Source organism: Micromonospora sp. RTGN7 (genome assembly GCF_033804645.1).
In the GTDB taxonomy this organism is placed as follows: domain Bacteria; phylum Actinomycetota; class Actinomycetes; order Mycobacteriales; family Micromonosporaceae; genus Micromonospora.
Map to the genome: position 1 here is coordinate 1 of NZ_JAPZLF010000014.1, position 20523 is coordinate 20523.

The window sequence follows — 20523 nt, forward strand, 5'->3', positions numbered from 1 at the left end:
CGCGCCTCCCCCCCGCCGCCCCCCCGCGCCAGGGCGGCGGGCGGGGGCGCCGCCCTCGTCGTGCCGGGGTGGGGGGGGGGGTCCCGCCCCGCGCCGCGGGCGCCCCCCGCCCCGCGACGGTCAGAGGTACTGGCCGGTGCTGTGGCCCTCGCCACCGGAAGGCTGGACCACGCCCGGTATGCCCGGCGCCATCCCGGCGGGGCCGCTGGGCAGCGCCTGCCGGCCGGAGCGCATCTGCTCCAGCTGCACCCGGGCCGCCATCTGCTGGGCGACCAGGGCCGCCTGGATGCCGTGGAACAGCCCCTCCAGCCAGCCGACGAGCTGGGCGTGGGCGACCCGCAGCTCGCCCTCGCTGGGTGCCTTGTCCTCGGTGAAGGGCAGCGAGATCCGTTCCAGCTCCTCGCGGAGCTCGGGGGCCAGGCCCTCCTTCAGCTCGACGATCGAGCGCTCGTGGATCTCGCGCATCCGGTGCCGGCTCGCGTCGTCCAGCGGGGCGGACTTCACCTCCTCCAGCAACTGCTTGATCATGCTGCCGATCCGCATCACCTTGGCCGGCTGCTCCACCAGGCGCGTCGGGTCCTCCCCGATCGCCCCGTCGGTCTGCACGGTGCCGACCGGTCGGCCGTCGGGGCCGACCACCACCACGGTGCCGGAGGGCCCGGTGCCCTCGTGGCCCGGCTCGTCGTTCTGTCCAGCGGAGTGCGCTTGGGTCATGCGTCCCATCTTCGCCCAGTGGGTGCAGGTCACGCTCGCCGGTACCGCTCCCGGCCGGCGGGTCCTGCGCGCTACCGTCGCCGGCATGCCCGCCGACCCCCGTACGGTGCTCGACCGTCCCGCCCCGGCACCGGACGCCACGGTCGCCTACGGCGGGCACCCGGACCAGATCGCCGACCTGCGCCGCCCGGCGGGGGACGGCCCGCCCCGCCCGCTGGTCGTGGTGGTGCACGGCGGCTTCTGGCGGTCGGAGTACGACCGCTCCCACACCGGCCCGCTGGCCGCGGCGCTGGCCGCGCTGGGCCACCCGGTGGCCCAGTTGGAGTACCGGCGGACCGGGCAGCCGGGGGGTGGTTGGCCGGGCACCCTGACCGACGTGCTGGCCGGCGTCGCGGCGCTGCCCGGGCTGGCCGGGCCGGTGCTGGGTGACCGGCTGCGCCCCGGCCCACCGCTGCTGGTCGGTCACTCGGCCGGCGGCCACCTCGCGCTGCACGTCGCCGCGTCCGCCCCGGCCACGGTGGCCGGGGTGCTGGCGCTGGCCCCGGTGGCCGACCTGGCCGAGGCGTACCGGCTGGACCTTGACTCGGGGGCGGTGGCGGCGCTGCTCGGCGGCGGCCCGGCGGAGCATCCCGAGCGGTACGCGGCCGCGGACCCGGCGGCCCGGGTCCCCATCCGGGTACCGGTCGTGGTGATGCACGGTGCGCTGGACCGGCAGGTCCCGGTGGCGCTCAGCCGCTCCTACGTCGCCACGGCGCGGGCCGCGGGGAGCCCGGTCCGCCTGATCGAGCTTGCTAAATGCGAGCATTTCGGGCTCATCGATCCGGAGTCGGCCGCTTGGCCGGAAGTACGCCGTGGGCTGCGTTCATTGCGGATTGATCGCTGACCATTGACGCAGCGTCGCGCAGCGGGTAGAACGCCGAGGGGGCTGGTATCTGCCCTGCTCAGCTCCCGGAAGGAACTCGGTGTCCCAGATGAACCGTAGGCGGGCGCTCCACCTGTTAACCGCTCTCGGCACCACCGGCCTGACTGCCGCCTGCTCCTCAGCGGACGAGGCCGCGTCGGCCCCCACCGGCGACCCCGTCAAGATCGGTCTCATCGTGCCGCAGAGCGGTGGCTACAAGGCCATCGGCGACGAGATCGTCAACGGCTTTCGGCTCTACCTCGCCCTGCGCCACCAGCAACTCGGCGGGCACCCCGTGACCCTGCTGACCGCCGACGAGGGCGACAGCGCCAAGACCGGCATGGCGGCGGTGGACAAGCTGCTCAAGGAGGGCGTGCTGGCGCTGACCGGAGTGGTCAACTCGACCGTCATGGCCGGCATCCGGGACACCGTGGAGAAGGCCCGGGTGCCGCTGATCGGCTCCAACGCCTCCCCGAAGAGCCTCCAGAGCGTCGTCTACATCTGGCGCACGTCATACGTGCTGGACGAGCCGGGCCGCGCGCTCGGCCCGTACATGGCGCAGCGGCTGCCCGCCAGCAGCCGGGTCGCCCTCATCGCGCCGGACAACCTGGGCTCCCGGGACGTGATCCAGGGGCTCCAGGACAAGTTCAGCAAGGCCGGGCCGGCGGATCCACGGATCGCCGACCCGGTGATCTGGACCGACCCGACCAACACCCCGGGGAACTCCACGTACGCCGCGGACATCCGCAAGGCGTTGCAGCGCAAGCCAGACGCGATCTTCTGCCACTTCGGCGGGCTGGCCGCCGTGCAGTTCATCAAGCAGCTGCACCGGGCGGGATGGACGGGGCCGATCTACGCCCCGGGCTTCCTCACCGAGGGAACGGTGCTCAACGAGGTGCAGGAGGTGGAGGCGCGCAACATCGTGACCGCGCTGAACTACTCCGCCTACCTGAACAACACCGCGAACCGCACCTTCGCCTCGGCGTACCGCAAGGCACACGGCGGGTCTCCCACCACCTACGCCATGGCGTCGTACGACGCGGCACAGGTGCTGGACAAGGCGATCCGGCTGGCCGGGGCGAACCCGACCTCGCAGCAGGTCAACCTGGCACTGGGCAAGATCGGCCAGATCGACAGCCCGCGCGGGGCATGGCAGTTCAACCAGCCGCGTACCCCGCAGCAGAAGTGGTACCTGCGCAAGGTCCAGCGCGACGGTCAGATCCTCTCCAACATGCTGATCAACGAGCTGGCCACGCTGGGCTGAACGGGACGCGGACAGGCGACGGGCCGGTCTCCCCCGGGCGAGGCCGGCCCTCGTCCGGTGCGGCCCACCGGTGGTGCCGGCCGTCGGCGCGCACCGCGGTCAGTGGCGCAGCTCGGCGATGCAGCACTTCACGCTGCCGCCGCCCTTGCGCATCTCGGAGAGCTCGACCGGCACCGGGGTGTAGCCGGCGGCCTTGAGCTTGCCGGCGAGCCGGGTCGCGTCCCCGTTGAGGACCACGTTCGCGCCATCGCTGACCAGGTTCAGCCCGAAGGCCAGGGCGTCGGAGTCGTCGGCGAGCACCGCGTCGGGGAAGAGCTGGGCGAGGACCTTCTGGCTGGCCGCCGAGAAGGCCCCGGGGTGGTAGGCGACGTTGCCGTCGTCGATCGCGGCCAGCGCCACGTCCAGGTGGTAGAAGCGCGGGTCGACCAGGTGCAGCGACACCACCGGACGGCCGAACGCCTCCTGCGCCTCGGCGTGCGCGGGCAACTCGGTGCGGAAGCCGTGGCCGGCGAGGATCAGCCCGCCGTACGCCTCCGGCAGGTACACGAAGTCGCCCTCGCCCTCGTTGGTCTCGCCGGCGGCGATGAACCGCCAGCCCTGGGACTCGTAGAAGGCCCGGTGCAGGGCGGCCTCGGGGGCCCGCTGCTCGTGTTTGAACCGGGCGCCGTAGACCGTCCCGTCGACCATGAACGCGCCGTTGGCGGCGAAGACCATGTCGGGCAGGCCCGCCTCGGGGGTGAGCAGATGCACCTCGTGGCCGAGGACGACCAGGGTCTCCCGCAGGCGGTTCCACTGCTTGACCGCCAACTCCACGTCAACGGGCTTGGTGACGTCCATCCACGGGTTGATGGCGTATTCGACGGCGAAGCGCTCGGGCGAGCACAAGAGATATGTCCGCTTTCGCGGGACTCGCTGCTGGTTCACGGTGACCAAGGGTAGGTACCGTAGAACTTTGGTAACAGCCACAACCATTGCTTCCCGAAGGCGGAACGTTGCAGATAGATGCCGTAGACCAGCGAATCATTGCGTTGCTCGTGGCTGACGCGCGTGCGTCGTACGCCGACATCGGCACCCGGGTGTCCCTCTCCGCCCCAGCCGTCAAGCGCCGGGTCGACCGACTGCGCGCCACCGGGGTGATCCGCGGCTTCACGGCCGTCGTCGACCCGGCCGCGGTCGGCTGGACGACGGAGGCCTTCGTCGAGCTGTTCTGCGCCGGGCGGACCACCCCGACCCAGCTCGCCGTGGCCGTCCGCCGGCACCCCGAGGTGGTCGGCGCGTACACCGTCTCCGGGGAGGCGGACGCGCTGGTGCACCTGCGGGCAGCGGACATCGCCCACCTGGAGAACGCCCTGGAGCGGCTGCGCGCCGAGTCCTTCGTCACCTCGACCCGGAGCACCATCGTGCTCTCCCGCCTCGTCGAGTCCCCCGGCGTCGGCCCCGCCAAGTAGGGCTCGGGGGTCTTCCGACGAGGGCCGGGGAACCGGGGTGGGACGGCCGGCGTCGAAGCGGGCATGACACGGGGAAAGCTCACCGCCGCGGCCGGCACGCTGGTCGGCCTGACCCTGCTGGCCGGGAGCGCCGCCGCCCTGCCGCAGGGCGAGCCGGAGCTTCCGGCGGGCCCGCTCCGGCTGATCTCCTTCGACACCTGCGCCGACGCGCTGACCCGGCTGCGCGCCGCCGCCTCCACCACGGTCGGGGCCTGGGGCTTCCAACCCGGGTGGCGGACCGGCGTAGGCGGCAGACCCGAGCCGGCGACGGCCGCCAAGACGATGGAGCGTGCGGAAGCGGCGCAGAGCGCGCCGGCGGAGCACACCGGCACCAACAACCACGAGCCCGGCGCCGACGAGCCGGACCTGGTGAAGACCGACGGCCGGCGGATCGTCACGGTCGGCGGGGGCGTGCTGCGGGTGGTGGACCCGGCGACCCGGCGGGTCACCGGCCAACTGGATCTCACCGGTGGCAACCGGTGGAGCGGGCAGGGCGGCAATCTGCTGCTGCACGGCGACCGGGCGTTGGTGCTGCTCCCGTCGGTGACGATCGCCCCGGCCGTCGACGGTCCGGCCGTCGACGGTCCGCCCGTCGACGGTCCGCCCGTCGACGGGCCCGTCGCCCGGCGCCCGGCCAACACGCCGGCCGGGCCCCGACTGTTCCTGGTGGACCTGACCGGACGGCCGACGCTGACCGGGACGTACCGGATCGACGGGAGCCTGCTCGACGCGCGGCTCACCGGCCCGACGGCCCGGGTGGTGGTCCGCTCGCGGCCCCGGCTGGACTTCCCCGACCTCGGCGAGGATGCCACCGAGGCACAGCGGCTGGCGGCGAACCGGGCGGCCATCGCCCGCGCGGGCCTGGACGCCTGGCTGCCGGGGTACGACTGGACCGAGCAGGGCCGCAGCCGCACCGGGCGGGTCGACTGCGACCGGCTGAGCGCGACGGCCGACAGCACCGGCACGGCCGTGCTCACCGTCCTCAGCTTCGACCTGGCCACCGGCCGCCTCGGCGACGGCGACCCGGTCAGCGTGGCCGGCGACGCCGACACCGTCTACGGCACCGCCGGCAACCTCTACCTCGCCGGGCAGCAACAGCGGCCGGGACAGCTCCGGACGCGCGGTTGGCTCGGGTCGGAGTCGATCGCGCCGCCGGCCACCGTGATCCACCAGTTCGACACCGGCACCCCGGGCCGGCCCCGGTACCTGGCCAGCGGTGCCGTGCCCGGCACGCTGATCAACCAGTACGCCCTGTCGGAGTGGCAGGGTGAGCTGCGGGTGGCCACCACCAGCGGCGAGGAGGCTGGGCTCCGGTCGGCGACCGAGTCCGCCCTGTACGTGCTGACCCGCCGGGGCGACACGCTGGCCCGTACCGGAGCCGTCACCGGCCTCGGCCGGGGCGAGCGGATCCACTCGGTGCGCTACCTCGGCCCCACCGCCTACGTGGTGACCTTCCGACGTACCGACCCGCTCTACGCGCTCGACCTGACCGACCCGGCTGCGCCCCGGGTCACCGGCGAGCTGAAGATCACCGGGTACTCGGCGTACCTGCACCCGGTCGGTGCGGGGCGACTGCTCGGGGTGGGTCAGGAGGCCGACGGCGACGGGCGGGCACAGGGCCTCCAGGTCTCGCTCTTCGACGTGGCCGACCCGGCCCGCCCCACCCTGCTGGCCCGGTACCACGTGCCGAGGGCCACCTCGGCGGTGGAGTTCGACCCGCACGCCTTCCTGTACGACCCCGGGACCGGCCTGGTGGCGCTCCCGGTGTTCAACCGCGGCGTACGTCTGCTCCGGGTCGACGGCCCGGCCATCGCGGAGGTCGGCACGGTCGGGCATCCGGGCGGCTTGCAGGTCACCAGGTCACTGCTGGTCGGCGGCGTCCTGTGGACCGTCTCCGACAGCGGCCTGCGGGCCAGCGACCCGACCACCGCCGGCCAACTCGCCTGGCTGCCCACGACCTGACCGCCCACCCCGACGGGTGGGGGCGCCCGAACTCGCGCCCGCCCCCACCCGCACCCCTCAGAGGTACATGCCGGTGCGGTGCTCGCCGGAGTCCCGCCCGCCGGGCTTGTCGCCCTCGCCGAAGAAGCGCTTCCCGCCGAACTCGCCGTGCAGCCGGTCGTCCAGTTCGTCGGCGAGGCCGGTCATCACCTGCACGGCGAGCATCAGGTGGGTGGCCTGGAAGTTGCGGCCGAAGACCGGGATCGACGCCCACACCGTGTCGTCGGCGCAGTAGAGCCGCCCGATCGGCATCCGGTTCGTCAGCTCGGAGAGCTTCACGTAGAGCCGCTCGGTCGGCTCGACCTCGGTGAGCACCGGCGAGAGGACGTCGACCAGGGGCGGGTTGTCGCGCACCCGGACGAAGACCATCGCCGAACCGGCCCGGATGTTGATGTCGCCGTCCGAGTCGACCTGCAACTGGTCCGAGCTGGACTTGAGCATGGTGGAAACCACCGTGCGGACCCGGTCCGCCAGCTCCAACACGTCACCCTCGGTCGCCTCGGCGGCGGCAGCCAGCGCCTCGTCCAGGTCGGCCTCGACGTCCTGGTCCGGGCCGAACTCGCTGCGCGCGGTGCCCAGCGGCTCCACCGGCACGGGCTCGCCTTCGGCGTCGTGCACCACGTAGACCAGGAACGCCGGATGCGGCGCGCCGTAGACGTCCCGCAGCGTGCGGGTGAACAGCGCGGCCAGCCGAGTCGCCTCGCCGGTGTCGCCTTCCAGGCCGAAGTGCTCGCCGGAGCCCGGCACCACCCCGGGCGGGGACCAGCCGAGCGCGACCATCTCGGCGACAGCGGCCCGGCCCAGCCGGTAACCCTGTGGGAGGGCCGCGTTGCCGACCGCCCGCGCGGAGAGTCGGCCCTCGGCCACCAGGTCCAGGCTGATCGAATAGACGGCGTCGTCGGTGCCGGAGGCGGTGGGGTCGAGGGTCAGCTCGACGTGCGTCCCGGCGGGCAGTTCGCCCAGCCGTTCGGCGAGGGCCCGCGCGAACTCGCGCCAGGCCTCAGTCACCTTCGCCCGCAGGTCAGCCGTGGTCGACTCGTCGAGCAGGATCGACTCGTGCTGCTCAGGCGTGCCGCCGGGCGGGTTTCCGGGCGGTGCCGAGGGGGGGCCTACCGTCATGATCGTCTCCGTCCGTCACGGTCACCCTACCCAGGTTGGCCAGGCGCCGAATCAGGCCGATCGGGATCGGACCCCGGGCCGGGCTCAGGCGGGAGGCGGGTCGCCCAGCTCGACCGGCCAGGCGCCGGCGAGCGCGCTGAGCCGCCCGGCGGCCACCGCCGGGTCGGCCCCGCTCCCCACGGCCAGCCCGAGCAGGTACGCCGTGACCGGAGCGCCGGGGCGCAGCACCTGGTGCGCGACGTCCCGCGCCAGGTCGAGCACCACCGGCACCGGCACCTGGCCCGGGTCGAGGCCCAGCTCCGCGCAGGCCGCCGTGACCCATTCGTCCAGCACCGTCATCGCGTCCACTCCTCCGCCCGGCGTACGTCCTCGTGAGTGTCGCAGTCGAACCAGGGCGGCGGGCCCGTGCCCGACCAGGGCACCTCGCGCACGGCCAGCCCGGCCAGCAGCGCCCGCACCGCCGCCCCGTCGAGCGTGCCGCCTCGGGCGGCGGCGAGCCGGTCGAGGGCCGCCCGCAGCGGCGCGACCCGCCACACCCCACAGAGCTGCTGTCGCCGGCCGTCGAGGTCGACGAGGCACGCGCCGTCCACCGTCGGGTCGGCAAGCTGGTCGCGCAGCGCGCGTACCGCGTCCTGGGTGAGCAGGGGCAGGTCGGCGGCGAGCAGCGCCACGGTCGTCGTGCCGGCGGGCAGCAGGGACAGGCCCGCCGCGGCGGCGGCCACCGGCCCACCCCCCGGTGGGCTCTCCCGGGTCAGTCGGACTCCCGGCGGCACGGTGCCGGCCGGACCGACCAGGACCCGGACGTCGGCGTCGGCGACAGCGGCCAGCACCCGGTCACGCATCGGCCGGCCGCCGACCGGCAACCCGGGCTTGTCCACACCGCCCATCCGGCGCGCGGATCCGCCCGCCAACACGATCGCCGCCCAGCCCGCCACGCGATCACCGTACCGCCCGGCCGCGTCGGGAACGCATGTCGCGGAGTCGACAGGCTGGGCGGGAGCAGACGGCCCGGACGGGTCTGTAAATCTTGTTAATTCCTTCATAGAGTGACGACTCAGGGACGCTCCGTCCGTAGCCTCGTGGTGCCCCTTGGCCGGACAGGTCAGCAGCGCTTCGGGGCGGGCGCCACGCTCTTCGACGTTGGACGAAGGGACAGGTGTACATGCCAGCAGGAGACCGTCCGGAACTGCCCACCCTGGTCGGCCGGAACCGGGAACGCGAGCTCCTGCACGAGGCGCTGGATCAGGCCCGGCGGGGCTGCGGCGGGACGATCTTCCTGGTCGGCGGCGACGGCATGGGCAAGTCCCGGCTGACCCTGGAGACGGCCCACCGGGGACGGCGGGCCGGAATGGGCGTGCTGCTCGGCCGGGCGGGCTCGACCGTCCGCGCCGTGGCCCTGCGCCCCCTGACCGAGGCGTTGGCCCTGCTGTTCCGCACCGAGCCGATCCTGGAACACGCCAGCCTGCGGCCCTACCGGTCCGCCCTCGGCGGCCTCATCCCGGAGTACCGGTCGACGGAGACGGCGCAGACCACCCCGTCCCCCGTGCTGCTCGCCGAGGCGGTACTGCGGCTACTCTCGGTCACCGGCGCCGGCCGGGGCTGCCTGCTAGCCCTGGAGGATCTGCACGACACCGACCCGGCGACGCTGGCCGTGGTCGAGTACCTGGCCGACAATATCGCCGACCAGGGCACCCTGCTGCTGGCCACCCTCCGGCCCGAGCCGGGGCCGGCGTGGGACCTGGCGCAGGCGCTCGGCCGACGGTGCAGCGGCACCGTCCTGTGTCTGGAGCCGCTGGGCCGCCGGGCAGTGCACCTGCTGGTGGCGTCCCGGCTGGGCCTGGACCCGGAACGGATACCGGAGCCGGTCCTGGACCGGCTCTACCGCGACAGCGCCGGCAACCCGTTCCTGGCCACGGAACTGCTGCACGCCATGCGGGACGGCGGCAGCCTGGTGGTGGAATCCGGCGGGTGCCTTCTGGTCGACGAGGTGCACACCGACGTACCGCCGATCGTGCGGCACAGCATCACCGACCAGGCCGACCGGCTCGGCCCCGCCGGCCGGCACCTGCTCACCGCCGCGGCCGTGATCGGCGAACGGTTCCCGATCTCCGTGCTCGGCCGGGCCCTGCGGATGGAACAGGACGACCTGCTCGGGCACCTGCGCGCCGCCGTCACCGCCGGCCTGCTCGCCGCCGAGGCCGACAACCACGACTGGTACGCCTTCCACACCATGACGACCGCCGTCGCGCTGCTCGGCCAACTCACCCCCACCGACCAGGCCGCCCTCGCCTTCCGGTTGGTCGACGCGGTGAACGAGCTGCACCCGGGCCTGCCCGGGGAGTGGTGCCGGTTCACCGCCCGGCTCACCCAGCTCGCGGGCGACGTGCGGGGCGCCGTACGGCTGCTCGCCCTGGCCGGGCGCCGGGACCTCAACGCCGGGCGGCTGCGGTCGGCGACCGAGACCCTCGACCGGGCATGGCGGTTGTCGCAGGCGTCGGCCGACAACCCGCTCCGCGCCGACGTGCTGCACGAGCTGCTCTGCGCGCTGCTGGAAAGTGGCGAGGCCCGGCGCGGGTTACGGCTGCTCGACAACCTCGATGACCTCTGCCACCCGGCCGTCCCGCCCGAGCGGCTGGCCGCGGTGCACGTCCTGTTCGCCCGGCTCGCCCTCCTCGCCGGCCGGCGCGCCGACGCCGCCACACAGCTCGACGCCGCCCGTACGGTGCTCGGTCCCGGTGCCCACGACCGACAGACCGCGGCGGTCGACGCCGTCGCCGCCGCCCACCTGGGCCCGGACGCGCCGGAACGGGCCGCCCGGCTCGCCGCGCGCGCCGTGCGGAAGGCCGAGTTCGCCGGGCTGTCGGGCGTCGCCTGCCTCGGCTGGCAGGCGCGCGGGACACTGGCCCGGCCGCAGGGCGCGGACGAGGCTCAGTGCTGCTTCCTCCGGATGCACCGGCTCGCCGAGCGACACCACCTGCCGCTGTGGCGCAACCGGGCCGCGGTGCTCCTCGCCGAGCAGCAGTGGCTGCTCACCGGCGACACCGAGGCGCTGCTGCGCGCCACCGAACGGGCCCGGCGGACGGGCGCCTCGGCCGTGCGGCACACGGTCGACGTCCTGCTCGCCTGGGACCACGCGCTGCGGGCCGAGTACGCCGAGGCCGAGCGGCTCGTCGAGGAGTGCGCGGCCGAGGCGCACCGGCTCGGGCTGGGCGACACCGCGCCGCTGCTGGCGTTGGTCCGCGCGGTGTGTGCCGGACACCAGGGGCGGCGGCAGCAACTGGACGCGGTACTGGCCGGCATCTCGGACGACGACACGGGCCGGCCGGTCGTCGCGCTCGCTCACGGCATGGCCGGCGCGGTGTGTGCCCTGCTGGAGGAGGACCCGGGACGGGCCCGCCGCGAGCTGGACCGGGCGGCAGCGTACGACGCCGAGCGACCCGCGCCCTACCCGCTCGCCGGCCACCAGGGGCTGGGCCTGCTGCTGGCGGTGCTGAACGGCGACGCCGACTGGCGCCGGTGCTGCGAGATCCTGGCGACGCCGGCCGGGCGGCTGCACTGGAACCGACAGTTCGTGCTGCTGGCGAAGGCGGTGCTGCTCGGCCGGCAGGGCGAGCGGGAGTCGGCCGCCGCGACGGTGACCGCGGTGTGGCGGGCACAGGCCCACCCGGTGGTCGTCCACCTCGGCCTGCGACTCGTCGCGCCGGCGGCCCACGCGGACCGGTGGGGGAACCCGGTCGACTGGCTGCGCGGCGCCGAGGAGTACTTCTGCCGGACGGGGCTGTCGGCCCCGGCCCGCGCCTGCCGGGCCCACCTGCGCCGGCTCGGCGTGGTGGTGCCGTACCGCCGCACCACGAGCCGGGTGCCGCAGCCGCTGCGGCTGATCGGGGTCACCGAGCGGGAGTACGAGGTGCTCCAGCTCATCGCGGACTGGTCCGACAACCGCAGCATCGCCAGCGAGTTGTTCATCTCCCCGCGCACGGTGGAGAAGCACGTAGCGAGCCTGATCGCCAAGACCGAGCAGGCGAACCGGGCGGCGCTCAGCCGCTACGCCGCCCGGGTCCGGGACGAGGTCACCTCGGGCTGACCGTCCGGTACCGGCCGCCGAAGAAGACGGCCGGGTCCACGTCGTCCCCCGCCTGGCACCGGTACGGGGAACCGAGCACCAGCATGTGGTCGGCGGCGCCGATGAGCTGGGTCACCGCGCACACCGCCGTCGCCATCGCCCCGTCGAGCAGGGGCAGCCCGTCGACCGTGCGGTGCGCCACCCCGGCGAAGCGATCCCCGGCGGCGGCGGTCGCGAACCGGTCGGCCAGTTCCCGCTGCCGACGGTCCAGCAGGTTCACCGCGAAACCGCCCTCGGCCGTGATCGCAGCCAGCGTGCGGCTCGTACGGGCCAGCGAGACGAGCAGCAACGGCGGGCGCAGGGAGACCGAGGTGAACGCGTTCACCGTGCAGCCGACCGGCCGCCCCGCCAGCCGGCTGGTCACCACCGCTACCCCGGTGGCCCAGTTGCGCATGAACTCCCGCAGCTCGGGGCCGCTGACCGGCGTCGACCGGGCCGACTCCGGGCCGCCGCCCGGGAGGGGACGGGCCGGCTCGGCCCCGGGGGCCGGCGGCGCGGCCGGGGCCGGATCCGCCGTTGCCACCCGGATGGCCGCCACCCCGGCACGTCGGGAGGCCATGGTGGTCACCGCGCGCCGGCCAGGTTCGACCGCCCGGCGGCGCCGGCCGCCCGGTCGGCCCGGGAGGCGTCGGCGTCGCCGAGTTCGGCGTGGCAGTGGGCGCGTCGGCTGAGCAGCTCCTCCCGGTCCGCACCGGGCGCGTCCAGCGCCCGGCTGTAGTCCGCGACCGCCTCGGCCCAGCGGCCCGCCGCCTCGTGGACGAACCCGCGGTTGTACAGCAGGTCCGGGTTGTCCGCGTCGACGGCGAGGGCGGCCGTCAGGTCGGCCACGGCACGCTCGTGGTCACCGCTGTCGAAGGCCAGGGCGGCCCGGCTGGCCAGCGCGGCCACCAGCGCCGGGTCTGCCGCCAATGCCTCGTCGAGGTACCGCCGGGCGTCCGCCTCCGCCCCGTCCGTCACCGCCAGCACCCCACGCAGGTGCAACAGCCGGGCGTCACCGGGGTGGCGGAGCAGCCCCTCCTCGACGTGCGGCCTGGCGGCGTCGACCGATCCCTCGTCGAGCAGCAGGCTGATGAGGTTCACCCGGGCGTCGAGCTGGTCGGGCTCCAACTCGACGACGTAGCCGAAGTCGGCGATCGCCCCCGCCAGGTCGCCCAGCTCGGCCTTGAGGTCGGCTCGGTTGTAGTACAGCTCGAAGAAGGGCGGCGACAGGCTGATCGCCGTGTCGCAGTCCACGACCGCGCCGCTGAGGTCGCCCAGCCGCCGCCGCACGTCGGCCCGGTCGAAGTAGTAGTCGGCGTAGTTCGGGTCCAGCTCGATAACCTTGCTCAGGTCCGTCAGCGCCTCGTCGAGTCGGCCCAGGGCGAGGTACGCCTTCCCCCGGTTGTGCACCAGCACCGAGCGGTGCAGCCGGTGCTTGTCGCCGGGCAGTTCCCGGTCGAGCCGGTTCAGCCCCTCGTCGACCAACCGCAGCGCCGCCGCCACCCGACCCAGCCGCATCTCGATCAGCGCCAAACCGTTGTTCTGGAACACCGAGTGGAAGGCGCGCTTCTCCAGGTCGGGCAGGAGCGCGGCGATCGCGATGGAGTTGTTGATGTAGCCCCGGGCCAGGTGGTGGTCCTTCAGTTCCTCGGGATGAAAACGGGTGTAGAGCATGGCCAGCGCGTACCCGGTGGACATCTGCAGCTCGGGGTCGGCGTACCGGCTACGCAGGTCGAGGTACGTCGGCTCGGCCTCGACGGTGCGGCCGAGCACCACCATCGCCGAACTCGCCCGCGTGCTGAGCAGCCAGAACCGCTCCATCTGCGTGTCGGGGTCGACGATGGCCCGGCCACGGGTCCCGTAGTCGATCACCGCGTGGTAGTAGCCCATCGCGCCGCAGTGCCGTGCCGCCTCGTACAGCGCCTCCGCGCCGGCACCGGCGGGGTCGCTGCCGCGCTCCAGGTGCCAGGGGATCGCGCCGAGTTCCAGGCTCCACTCGTTCCGCTCACGCAGCAGTGCGGCGCGGGCGTCGTGCAGCACCGCCCGCACCCGGGGGGCGGCCCGTCGGTACGCGGCCGACTCGGCCGGGTCGGCGGAGGTGCCGTCGGCGTCCACGTACGCCCGCAGCAGCTCCTCCCGGCCACGCTCGGCCGGGGCGACCCGGTTCAGTTCCGGCAGCCGGTCCGCGTACCGGTCGAGGGCGGCGGTCAGCTCGGGCTCCAGCGTCCCACCGGCGGTGCCGACGAGCACCCGCACCGCCTCGGGCCGGACCCGGCGCAGGAAGATGCCGAGGAACTCCTGGTCGGTGGGGTCCGCCTCGTCCACCCGGTCGAACGCGAGGCGTAGCGGGCGGTGGCCGGCACGGGCGGCGTACCCGGCGAGGAACTCCGTCGCGCCGTGCGCCAGGCGGCGGGTGCGGTTGGCGGGATAGATCCGGGTCCGCTCCTCGGGCACCGCCAGCGAGGTGAGGGTCTCGGGGGCCGCGTCGATCGTCCCGCGCAGCTCCGGGGCGGCGGAGAGGACCTCGGTCAGGTGCCGCTGGACGAGATCCGGCCAGCGTTCGTACGCCTGCGGCACGACCAGCCGCAACACGCTGCCCAGGCCGGTGTAGGGGCCGCGCAGCCCCCGGTGACAGTCGACCGCGATATCGACCTGCTCGCCGTCGGCCGGCGCCGGCCCGATCCGCCATTGATGTGCAGTCATGCCGTTGCTCCTCCGTTGGGATGGACCTTGCGTCGCGGTGGGTGTCGGGGGTGGCCGGGCGGGGCGCCGTCAGCCCGCCGTCGCCGGGTCTGGTGCGGGGGCCGCCCGCCGCCGGGTACGACCGGCGAGCAACGGCAGCAGCACGATCTCGAAGGCCACCAGCAGCAGCGACCCGACGGAGTCCCAGAAGCCGGCGCCGGTGGGGGATCCGTCGACCAGGGCGGAGAAGACCCGGGAGCCGAACTCCAGCACCAGCGGCGCGGTCCAGAGCGTGACGGTGATCAGCAACGCCAGCACCCCGCCGCAGGTGATCAGCGCGAACCAGGGCGCGAGCTGCCGGTCCCGCGGGGTCCAGTCCTCGTCGTCGGCGTCGGACGGGCGGACCCCGGGCAGCCAGGCGAACCGGTCGCGCAGCCAGGCCCGGCTCACCTCGTCCAGGTTGGTGCAGCCCAGCGCCGTGGTCGCTACGTAGTACAGGTCGGTGCGCAGGAAGACGTAGAACTGCCAGGACATCCGCAGCAGGACGGTGTACGCCACCGCCAGCGCGAGCCGTCCCGGCCAGGACAGCCCGTCGGAGAGGCCGACCCAGGCGACGAGCACCAGCGCGCCGAAGAGCACCGCGTCGGCCAGCAGCCCGGCCAGCATCGGCAGGTAGCGCTGCCGGGCCGGCACGGTGAGCAGGGCGTCCAGCTCGGTCTCCACCACCGCGTAGTAGAGCCGGCGGCCGACCCGCATCTTGGTGGGCAGGCCGAGGCGGCGGGCGGCGAGCAGGTGGTACCACTCGTGCCACAGGATGGCCGGCGACTGGCACAGGGCCAGCCCGAGCTGCACGGCGAGCAGCGACGGGACGAAGAAGACATTCGAGGCGTGCGGACGCAGCTCCGGGCGGCTCACCATCGCCACTGCGGCGGCGACCACAATCAGGGCGTACGCCGCCCACGCCAGCGGGGTGAAGGCGGCCCTGCCGAGCCGCCGGAAGCGGACCTGGGGCGGCCGGGCCGGCGCTTCCCCGTCCGCCCGGACAAAGCCGAGTTCGCGCAGCGCGTCGACGAAGTCCACCATGTCGACGGGCTCGCCGAAGGTGCTCCGGTACCACTGCTCCGCCTCCGCGACCGGCATCCCGTCGGCGAGGCGGCGCAGCAGCGCGACGCCGTCCTCGGGCAGCACCGCGAACGACGTGGCGTCGATCCGGCCGACCGTGACCCCGTCCCGCTCCGGCACGTACGTGAGTGGATGGAACTCCAGGCGGGTGCTTGACATGGTTCCTCCAGGGCGTGGGCCGGGGAACGGCCGTCCCGGCACCGGAGCCGGGACGGCCGGACCGGTCAGCAGCAGTCCGTGCAGTACAGCGGCGCCGACGTGGTGAGCTTGATGGAGCCCGTCTTGCGGATCGTGATCTTCTTCATGCCGTTCACCTCCTCGGCCGGCGGGTCGTGGGGGCGGCCGGCTGAGGACGAACCTGCCAGCCGGACGCCCCGGGCGGCATGGGGAGCGGCCCCCAAACTTCCGCTGCGCCACAGCGGCGAAGATGGGGCCGTTCCCCCATGTCCGCGTCGCCCCCTCGGCGGCACGCTGTCCGCATGCGAGACGACGCGCTTTCGGTGATCATCTGCGGCTCCAGCGCCGCGATGGCCGCCTCCGGGTACCTGTCCTGGCTGCGCCAGGAGATCGACCTGCCGCTGCGGGTGCTGCTCACCGCCAGCGCCGAGCGGTTCGTGCAACCCCAGGTCGTCGCCTGGTACGCGGACGAGGTGTTCGCCAGCGGCGACCCCGCGCTGAACCCGACGGAGTTCGCCAAGCGCTCGCTCGGCATCGTGGTGCTGCCGGCGACCGCCGGCACGATCGCCGCGACGGCGCTCGGCCTGGCCGGCACCCCCGCGCAGACCGCCCTGCTGGCCAGCGACCGGCCGGCGATCTTCTTCCCGAGCATGAACAAGTCGATGTGGACGAAGAGGATCACCCAACGCCACGTGGAGACCCTGCGCGACGAGGGCCACACCGTCGTCGAGCCGCAGGAGCGGGTGATCTTCGAGCTGTGGCAGCGCGAGAATGTCCTGGGCATCGCCATGCCCCCGCCCGACGCGGTCACCGAACTCGTGGTGAGCTGGCTGGAGAGCAGCCTGTCCGGCGAGGCCGAGGAAGCCGAGGAGCCCGCCGACCCGGCCGCCGCCTCCTGAGTCGGGCCCCCGGGCACCCCGGCCGCCGCCTCCGGGCACCCCGGCCTCACGCCCCCGACCCCCGCCGGACTCACGCCCCGGCCGGCTACGTGCTGACTACCGCTGCGGCTGCGCTGGATGCGCCGGGCCGCGTCGGCCAACCTCGACCGGTTGCGTGGCCCCGGCCGAGCCGTTCGGGCAGGATGGCGGGATGGGACGGGCCACTGACCGGCGGAGTGTGCTCCGCATCGACCTCGACGCGGCCGACCCGGCCCGCGTCGCGGTGCGCCGCCCGGACACCCTGGCGGCCGAGGAGCCGCTGGAGATCCGGGTCGGGCCGGGCGGCCCGGGGCGGCGACGGCCGTTGGCGGTGACCATGCGTACCCCCGGCGACGACCTGGACCTCGCGGTCGGTTTCCTGCTCACCGAGGGGCTGATCCGCTCCGACGCCGACGTACACACCGCCCAACTCTGCGCGGGCGCGGAGACGCCGAACACCTACAACGTGGTGGACGTGGTGCTCGCCCCCGGCGTGCCGGAGCCGGCCACCGACCCGTCCCGGAACTTCTACACCACCAGCTCGTGCGGCGTGTGCGGCAAGGCCAGCATCGACGCCGTGCGGACCCGCTCCCAGTTCGCCGTCACCGACGACCCGCTCACCGTGCCGGCCGAACTGCTCGCCGAACTGCCCGACCGGCTGCGGGCGGGGCAACGCAACTTCGACCGCACCGGCGGCCTGCACGCGGCCGGGCTCTTCACCGCCGAAGGCGAGCTGGTGGTGCTGCGCGAGGACGTCGGCCGGCACAACGCCGTCGACAAGGTCGTCGGCTGGGCCGTACGGCAGCGCCGCCTGCCGCTGGCCGGGCACCTGCTGCTGGTGTCGGGGCGGGCCAGCTTCGAGCTGACCCAGAAGGCGTGGATGGCCGGCGTACCGCTGCTCGCCGCGGTCTCCGCCCCGAGCACCCTGGCGGCGGAGCTGGCGGAGGAGGCAGGGATGACGCTGGTCGGCTTCCTACGCGGCCGAACGATGAACGTCTACGCGGGCGCGCACCGCCTCGCGTAAGGAAGGGCACCTTACGGTAGAGAAGGGTGCCCTTCTCACCCGCCCTCGACAGGGGCGATGGCTCCGCCGGTTGCCCGCAGGAGGCCGCCCGTCCCAGCAACGCCGAGTCAACCGGTGACGCGCTCGCCAGCCAGGCTGGACGCGCACCCGGACACTGCCGGTACCCGCATTCGTCGTCATGATCCTCGTCGGCAGGCCCGAGGCGGCGTACCCATGATCGTCTGTCGTTGACCGGCAGTTTGCACGGCGTGTCGTGCCGGTGAAGAGCAGACGATCAAGAAGCCTTACGGGCCTTGGCCACTGGCGACCACCCAGGTGTTGCTGGTCGAGTTCCACCTGACCGACGACAAGGTCGGCGACGACTTCGCGACCGATTACGCCCCCTCTTCTACATGATCAACCGTGACGATCTGGCCGCTCGCCGGTTCGAACGGGTGTCGCTGGCCTCCGACTTCCACGGGTGACCAGGGCTGTTCCGGGCAGGACACCCCCCGCCGGCACCCGCGCCCCGATCGAGCCCTGCTAACCGCGAGCGCGGGCCCAGGACAGAAAGCGCTCAGTGAGGCCGTCCGGCGGCTTTCCAGGTGACAACCGCGCGAGCTGCTCGGCCGCCTCATCCTGCAGGACCGCCAGGTAGATGAGCAGGGCAGTGCGGTTGCCCCGGTACTCGACCAGCAGCGACAACCGCGCCTCGCCGCACGGCCACGGGTGGCCGCAGGCGCGGCACAGCCACATCGGGCGCAGCGGCACGTGCGGGCGGGCGGCGCGCGACATCAACGCACCCGCAACGCGATCGCCCGTGCCTCGTCGTCGGTCAACGGCAGGAACCACAGGAAGCGCCGCACGATCTCCGGGGGCGTCGGCCCGCCCGGCCGTCCCCGGAGGTCGCGGACGGCCTCCTGCGCCAGCCGCAAGAACTCCGGCAGCAGCGTCGTGCAAATCTCGTTGTCGATCGGACCCGCCGTCCAGGCCGGGCAGGGAAACGGCCTGCCGCAGCGCCGGCAGGTCCACGCTGGCCCATGGGAGAAGTGCTCCGCCAGGGCCTGCGGCGCGGAGACGCGCGGGCGGTACCGCATCAACTGCGCCGGGGTGGGCAGCTCACCGGCCAGGCCCCGGACGAGCCGCGTCACCGCGTCGTGGCGCGGCCCCCGGTACGGCGGGATCATCGGACCGACCAGCGGCGGGTCGTACGGGACCGGGTCCTGCGGTGGCGGGGCCGGCCTCGGCGCGGGTTTCGGGCCGGCGGGCTCGGGGTCTCGTCGCGGCGTCGCGGCCCGGCACGCCCGGCAGGTCTGACACCCGCAGCGCCGGCCCCGGCGGGGCCGGTGCGGCTCTCCTCGGTACGACATGTTTCCCCTCCTCGTCGGGATTGGAGAGGGGGCCGCCCGCTCGTCGCGCGCAGGAAGGACCGGGGCGGCCCCCTCGACGTACGCGACCGCCGGGCAACTCCTCCACCGGCCACGCCGTCCTGCACGAAACGCTCTCAACCGATCACGGACAGTGGTACTGCCGCGTGCGACCATCAGGGGACGTCTACGAAAGGTCCCTGACGATGGCCAGGAACGAGGCCCTACGCACAGCGCTCACCGTCGCAGGCATGACCAGCAGCGACCTGGCTGCCAGGTGCGATGTGGACCCCAAAACCGTGGAACGCTGGATCAGCCGGGGCCGGGTTCCCCATCCACGCTCGCGGGTGCGTGTGGCCGAGATCCTGGGTAAGGATGGTGACGTGCTCTGGTCTGAGGTCTTGCGTCGCGCGGTCAAGGTCGGGTCTGATCGGGAGCTTCTCGGTCTGTACGCCCGGCGATCCGACGTACCGCGCCCCCTCTTTCGTGAGCTGATCGAGCGCGCGGAATCAAGATTGTGGTTTGGGGGTTACACCAGCTACTTCGTCTGGCTTGAGGTGCCAAAGGCCGCCGCCACCCTGGGTACGAAGGCCGGCCATGGTGCCGACGTGCGATTCCTGCTCGGTGATCCAGCAAGCCCAGTCACGACCGGACGCGACCGTATCGAGGCGACCCCACTGACCCTCGCGACGCGAATCGCCATGTCGCAGGCGGAGATCGCGAAGGCACCAAGCGCTCTACCAGTACGAATGTCTGACCGACACGTGGGCATGTCTGTATGGATCTTTGATGACGAGGCTATCGTCGCGACCCATATCGGGGCTGGGCTGGGCCAAGATTCAGTGACCCTGCATCTCCGCCGCCGGGAAAGCGGTGGTCCCTTCGACCGCTATGTGGAGCACTTCGAGGCGCTTTGGGCAGACGCCCAACCCACTTGATCGACCGCCATGAACGCGGAGACCATTCTGCTTTCCATGAGTCTGGCCCGCCTCAGGTGCGGTGGCGAGGTCGATGAACGCCTGATACGCCTCCGGATCACCCCCGCATGCGCGGGGAGCAGGATGACGCGGGTCGGTCCCGCTTCCTCGGGCCAGGATCACCCCCGCATGCGCGGGGAGCAGACCATGGGCGCATCCGGTGACGCGCAGTCGCAGGGATCACCCCCGCATGCGCGGGGAGCAGCCGCTGACGTTGACCGCTGCCCGCCGGAAATCGGGATCACCCCCGCATGCGCGGGGAGCAGGCAGTTTTCCGGGCGCTGGCCACGTCGGGGTCGGGATCACCCCCGCATGCGCGGGGAGCAGACATCGGAGCCCTCGGCGCCGGTGGGCGGCCGGGGATCACCCCCGCATGCGCGGGGAGCAGTTGAAGCCAGCCCTGAAGGGGGCGGTCAGGATCGGATCACCCCCGCATGCGCGGGGAGCAGTCGGTGCTGGCCGTGGCCCAGGCCGAGGAGGAGGGATCACCCCCGCATGCGCGGGGAGCAGAGCCCGGACGGCGCGACCATCGTCGGCACGGGGGGATCACCCCCGCATGCGCGGGGAGCAGATCCCGACGTCAAACGTCGACGAGGACGACTTGGGATCACCCCCGCATGCGCGGGGAGCAGACTTCCTGACCTGGGGCGCTAAAGATCCACTTCTCGTTTTTCCTTCACTTCGCTGCCC

At 73.5% G+C, this 20523-nt stretch carries 18 protein-coding genes and 1 CRISPR repeat array; of the genes, 8 read left to right on the forward strand and 10 right to left on the reverse strand.

The annotated features are described in order from the left end of the window. Positions 1 to 120: 120 nt before the first annotated feature. A complete protein-coding gene (locus SNR22_RS20580) occupies positions 121 to 723 on the reverse strand; it encodes a bacterial proteasome activator family protein (RefSeq protein WP_320068258.1) in 603 nt (200 codons plus the stop codon). 76 nt (positions 724 to 799) lie between these two features. Here SNR22_RS20580 and SNR22_RS20585 point away from each other — a divergent pair, with 76 nt between their 5' ends. Together SNR22_RS20585 and SNR22_RS20590 are read left to right on the forward strand one after the other, a co-directional pair. Beyond that, positions 800 to 1597, forward strand: coding sequence for an alpha/beta hydrolase (locus SNR22_RS20585; RefSeq protein ID WP_320068395.1), 798 nt, complete (start codon positions 800 to 802; stop codon positions 1595 to 1597). 79 nt (positions 1598 to 1676) lie between these two features. Next, positions 1677 to 2879, forward strand: a complete 1203-nt coding sequence (locus SNR22_RS20590; protein WP_320068259.1) for an ABC transporter substrate-binding protein — start codon at positions 1677 to 1679, stop codon at positions 2877 to 2879. Positions 2880 to 2978: 99 nt separating this feature from the next. Here the strand turns inward: SNR22_RS20590 and ddaH are convergent, their stop codons facing one another. Next, positions 2979 to 3812 (reverse strand): dimethylargininase, encoded by an 834-nt coding sequence (gene ddaH, locus SNR22_RS20595; RefSeq protein ID WP_320068260.1) that lies wholly within the window; start codon positions 3810 to 3812, stop codon positions 2979 to 2981. Between the two features lie 59 nt (positions 3813 to 3871). Between ddaH and SNR22_RS20600 the strand changes: the two genes are divergently transcribed. Further along, a complete protein-coding gene (locus SNR22_RS20600) occupies positions 3872 to 4327 on the forward strand; it encodes an Lrp/AsnC family transcriptional regulator (RefSeq protein ID WP_320068261.1) in 456 nt (151 codons plus the stop codon). 63 nt (positions 4328 to 4390) lie between these two features. Next, positions 4391 to 6328 carry a beta-propeller domain-containing protein gene (locus tag SNR22_RS20605; protein ID WP_320068262.1) on the forward strand — a complete coding sequence of 646 codons (1938 nt, stop codon included), beginning with the start codon at positions 4391 to 4393 and terminating at the stop codon, positions 6326 to 6328. Between the two features lie 57 nt (positions 6329 to 6385). Here SNR22_RS20605 and SNR22_RS20610 read toward each other — a convergent pair whose 3' ends face one another. The 3 genes from SNR22_RS20610 to SNR22_RS20620 form a co-directional block, all read right to left on the reverse strand. After that, positions 6386 to 7486, reverse strand: a complete 1101-nt coding sequence (locus SNR22_RS20610; RefSeq protein WP_320068263.1) for a T3SS (YopN, CesT) and YbjN peptide-binding chaperone 1 — start codon at positions 7484 to 7486, stop codon at positions 6386 to 6388. An 84-nt stretch (positions 7487 to 7570) separates the two neighbouring features. After that, positions 7571 to 7825, reverse strand: coding sequence for a DUF6457 domain-containing protein (locus SNR22_RS20615; RefSeq protein WP_320068264.1), 255 nt, complete (start codon positions 7823 to 7825; stop codon positions 7571 to 7573). Then, entirely contained in the window at positions 7822 to 8529 is a 708-nt protein-coding gene (locus tag SNR22_RS20620; protein WP_413775669.1) for a molybdenum cofactor guanylyltransferase, read from the reverse strand. The genes SNR22_RS20615 and SNR22_RS20620 overlap by 4 nt, the downstream gene beginning before the upstream one ends. Positions 8530 to 8648: 119 nt before the next feature. On the opposite strand from SNR22_RS20620, the gene SNR22_RS20625 reads away from it, so the two are divergent. Then, entirely contained in the window at positions 8649 to 11570 is a 2922-nt protein-coding gene (locus SNR22_RS20625) for a helix-turn-helix transcriptional regulator (protein ID WP_320068266.1), read from the forward strand. On the opposite strand, the gene SNR22_RS20630 is transcribed toward SNR22_RS20625, so the two are convergent. From SNR22_RS20630 to SNR22_RS20640, 3 genes are all read right to left on the reverse strand, one after another. Further along, complete coding sequence (locus tag SNR22_RS20630) at positions 11557 to 12168, reverse strand: flavin reductase family protein (RefSeq protein ID WP_320068267.1); 612 nt, start codon at positions 12166 to 12168, stop codon at positions 11557 to 11559. The two genes, SNR22_RS20625 and SNR22_RS20630, sit on opposite strands and share 14 nt — an antisense overlap. A gap of 5 nt (positions 12169 to 12173) precedes the next feature. Next, positions 12174 to 14291 (reverse strand): tetratricopeptide repeat protein, encoded by a 2118-nt coding sequence (locus tag SNR22_RS20635; RefSeq protein ID WP_320068268.1) that lies wholly within the window; start codon positions 14289 to 14291, stop codon positions 12174 to 12176. A 69-nt stretch (positions 14292 to 14360) separates the two neighbouring features. Next, positions 14361 to 15551: a hypothetical protein gene (locus tag SNR22_RS20640; protein WP_320068269.1), complete on the reverse strand. Its 1191-nt coding sequence runs from the start codon at positions 15549 to 15551 to the stop codon at positions 14361 to 14363. A gap of 320 nt (positions 15552 to 15871) precedes the next feature. On the opposite strand from SNR22_RS20640, the gene SNR22_RS20645 reads away from it, so the two are divergent. Together SNR22_RS20645 and fdhD are read left to right on the forward strand one after the other, a co-directional pair. Continuing rightward, positions 15872 to 16468, forward strand: coding sequence for a flavoprotein (locus tag SNR22_RS20645; RefSeq protein ID WP_320068270.1), 597 nt, complete (start codon positions 15872 to 15874; stop codon positions 16466 to 16468). 190 nt (positions 16469 to 16658) lie between these two features. Further along, positions 16659 to 17510 (forward strand): formate dehydrogenase accessory sulfurtransferase FdhD, encoded by an 852-nt coding sequence (fdhD, locus tag SNR22_RS20650; RefSeq protein WP_320068271.1) that lies wholly within the window; start codon positions 16659 to 16661, stop codon positions 17508 to 17510. Between the two features lie 522 nt (positions 17511 to 18032). On the opposite strand, the gene SNR22_RS20655 is transcribed toward fdhD, so the two are convergent. Then, positions 18033 to 18284, reverse strand: coding sequence for a flavin reductase (locus SNR22_RS20655; protein ID WP_320068272.1), 252 nt, complete (start codon positions 18282 to 18284; stop codon positions 18033 to 18035). Beyond that, positions 18284 to 18859, reverse strand: coding sequence for a hypothetical protein (locus tag SNR22_RS20660; RefSeq protein ID WP_320068273.1), 576 nt, complete (start codon positions 18857 to 18859; stop codon positions 18284 to 18286). The genes SNR22_RS20655 and SNR22_RS20660 overlap by 1 nt, the downstream gene beginning before the upstream one ends. A gap of 248 nt (positions 18860 to 19107) precedes the next feature. Between SNR22_RS20660 and SNR22_RS20665 the strand changes: the two genes are divergently transcribed. After that, positions 19108 to 19794: an XRE family transcriptional regulator gene (locus tag SNR22_RS20665; protein ID WP_320068274.1), complete on the forward strand. Its 687-nt coding sequence runs from the start codon at positions 19108 to 19110 to the stop codon at positions 19792 to 19794. A 94-nt stretch (positions 19795 to 19888) separates the two neighbouring features. Further along, positions 19889 to 20465: direct repeats of the CRISPR family, unit length 28 nt; unit sequence GGATCACCCCCGCATGCGCGGGGAGCAG. The last annotated feature ends 58 nt before the right edge of the window (positions 20466 to 20523 follow it).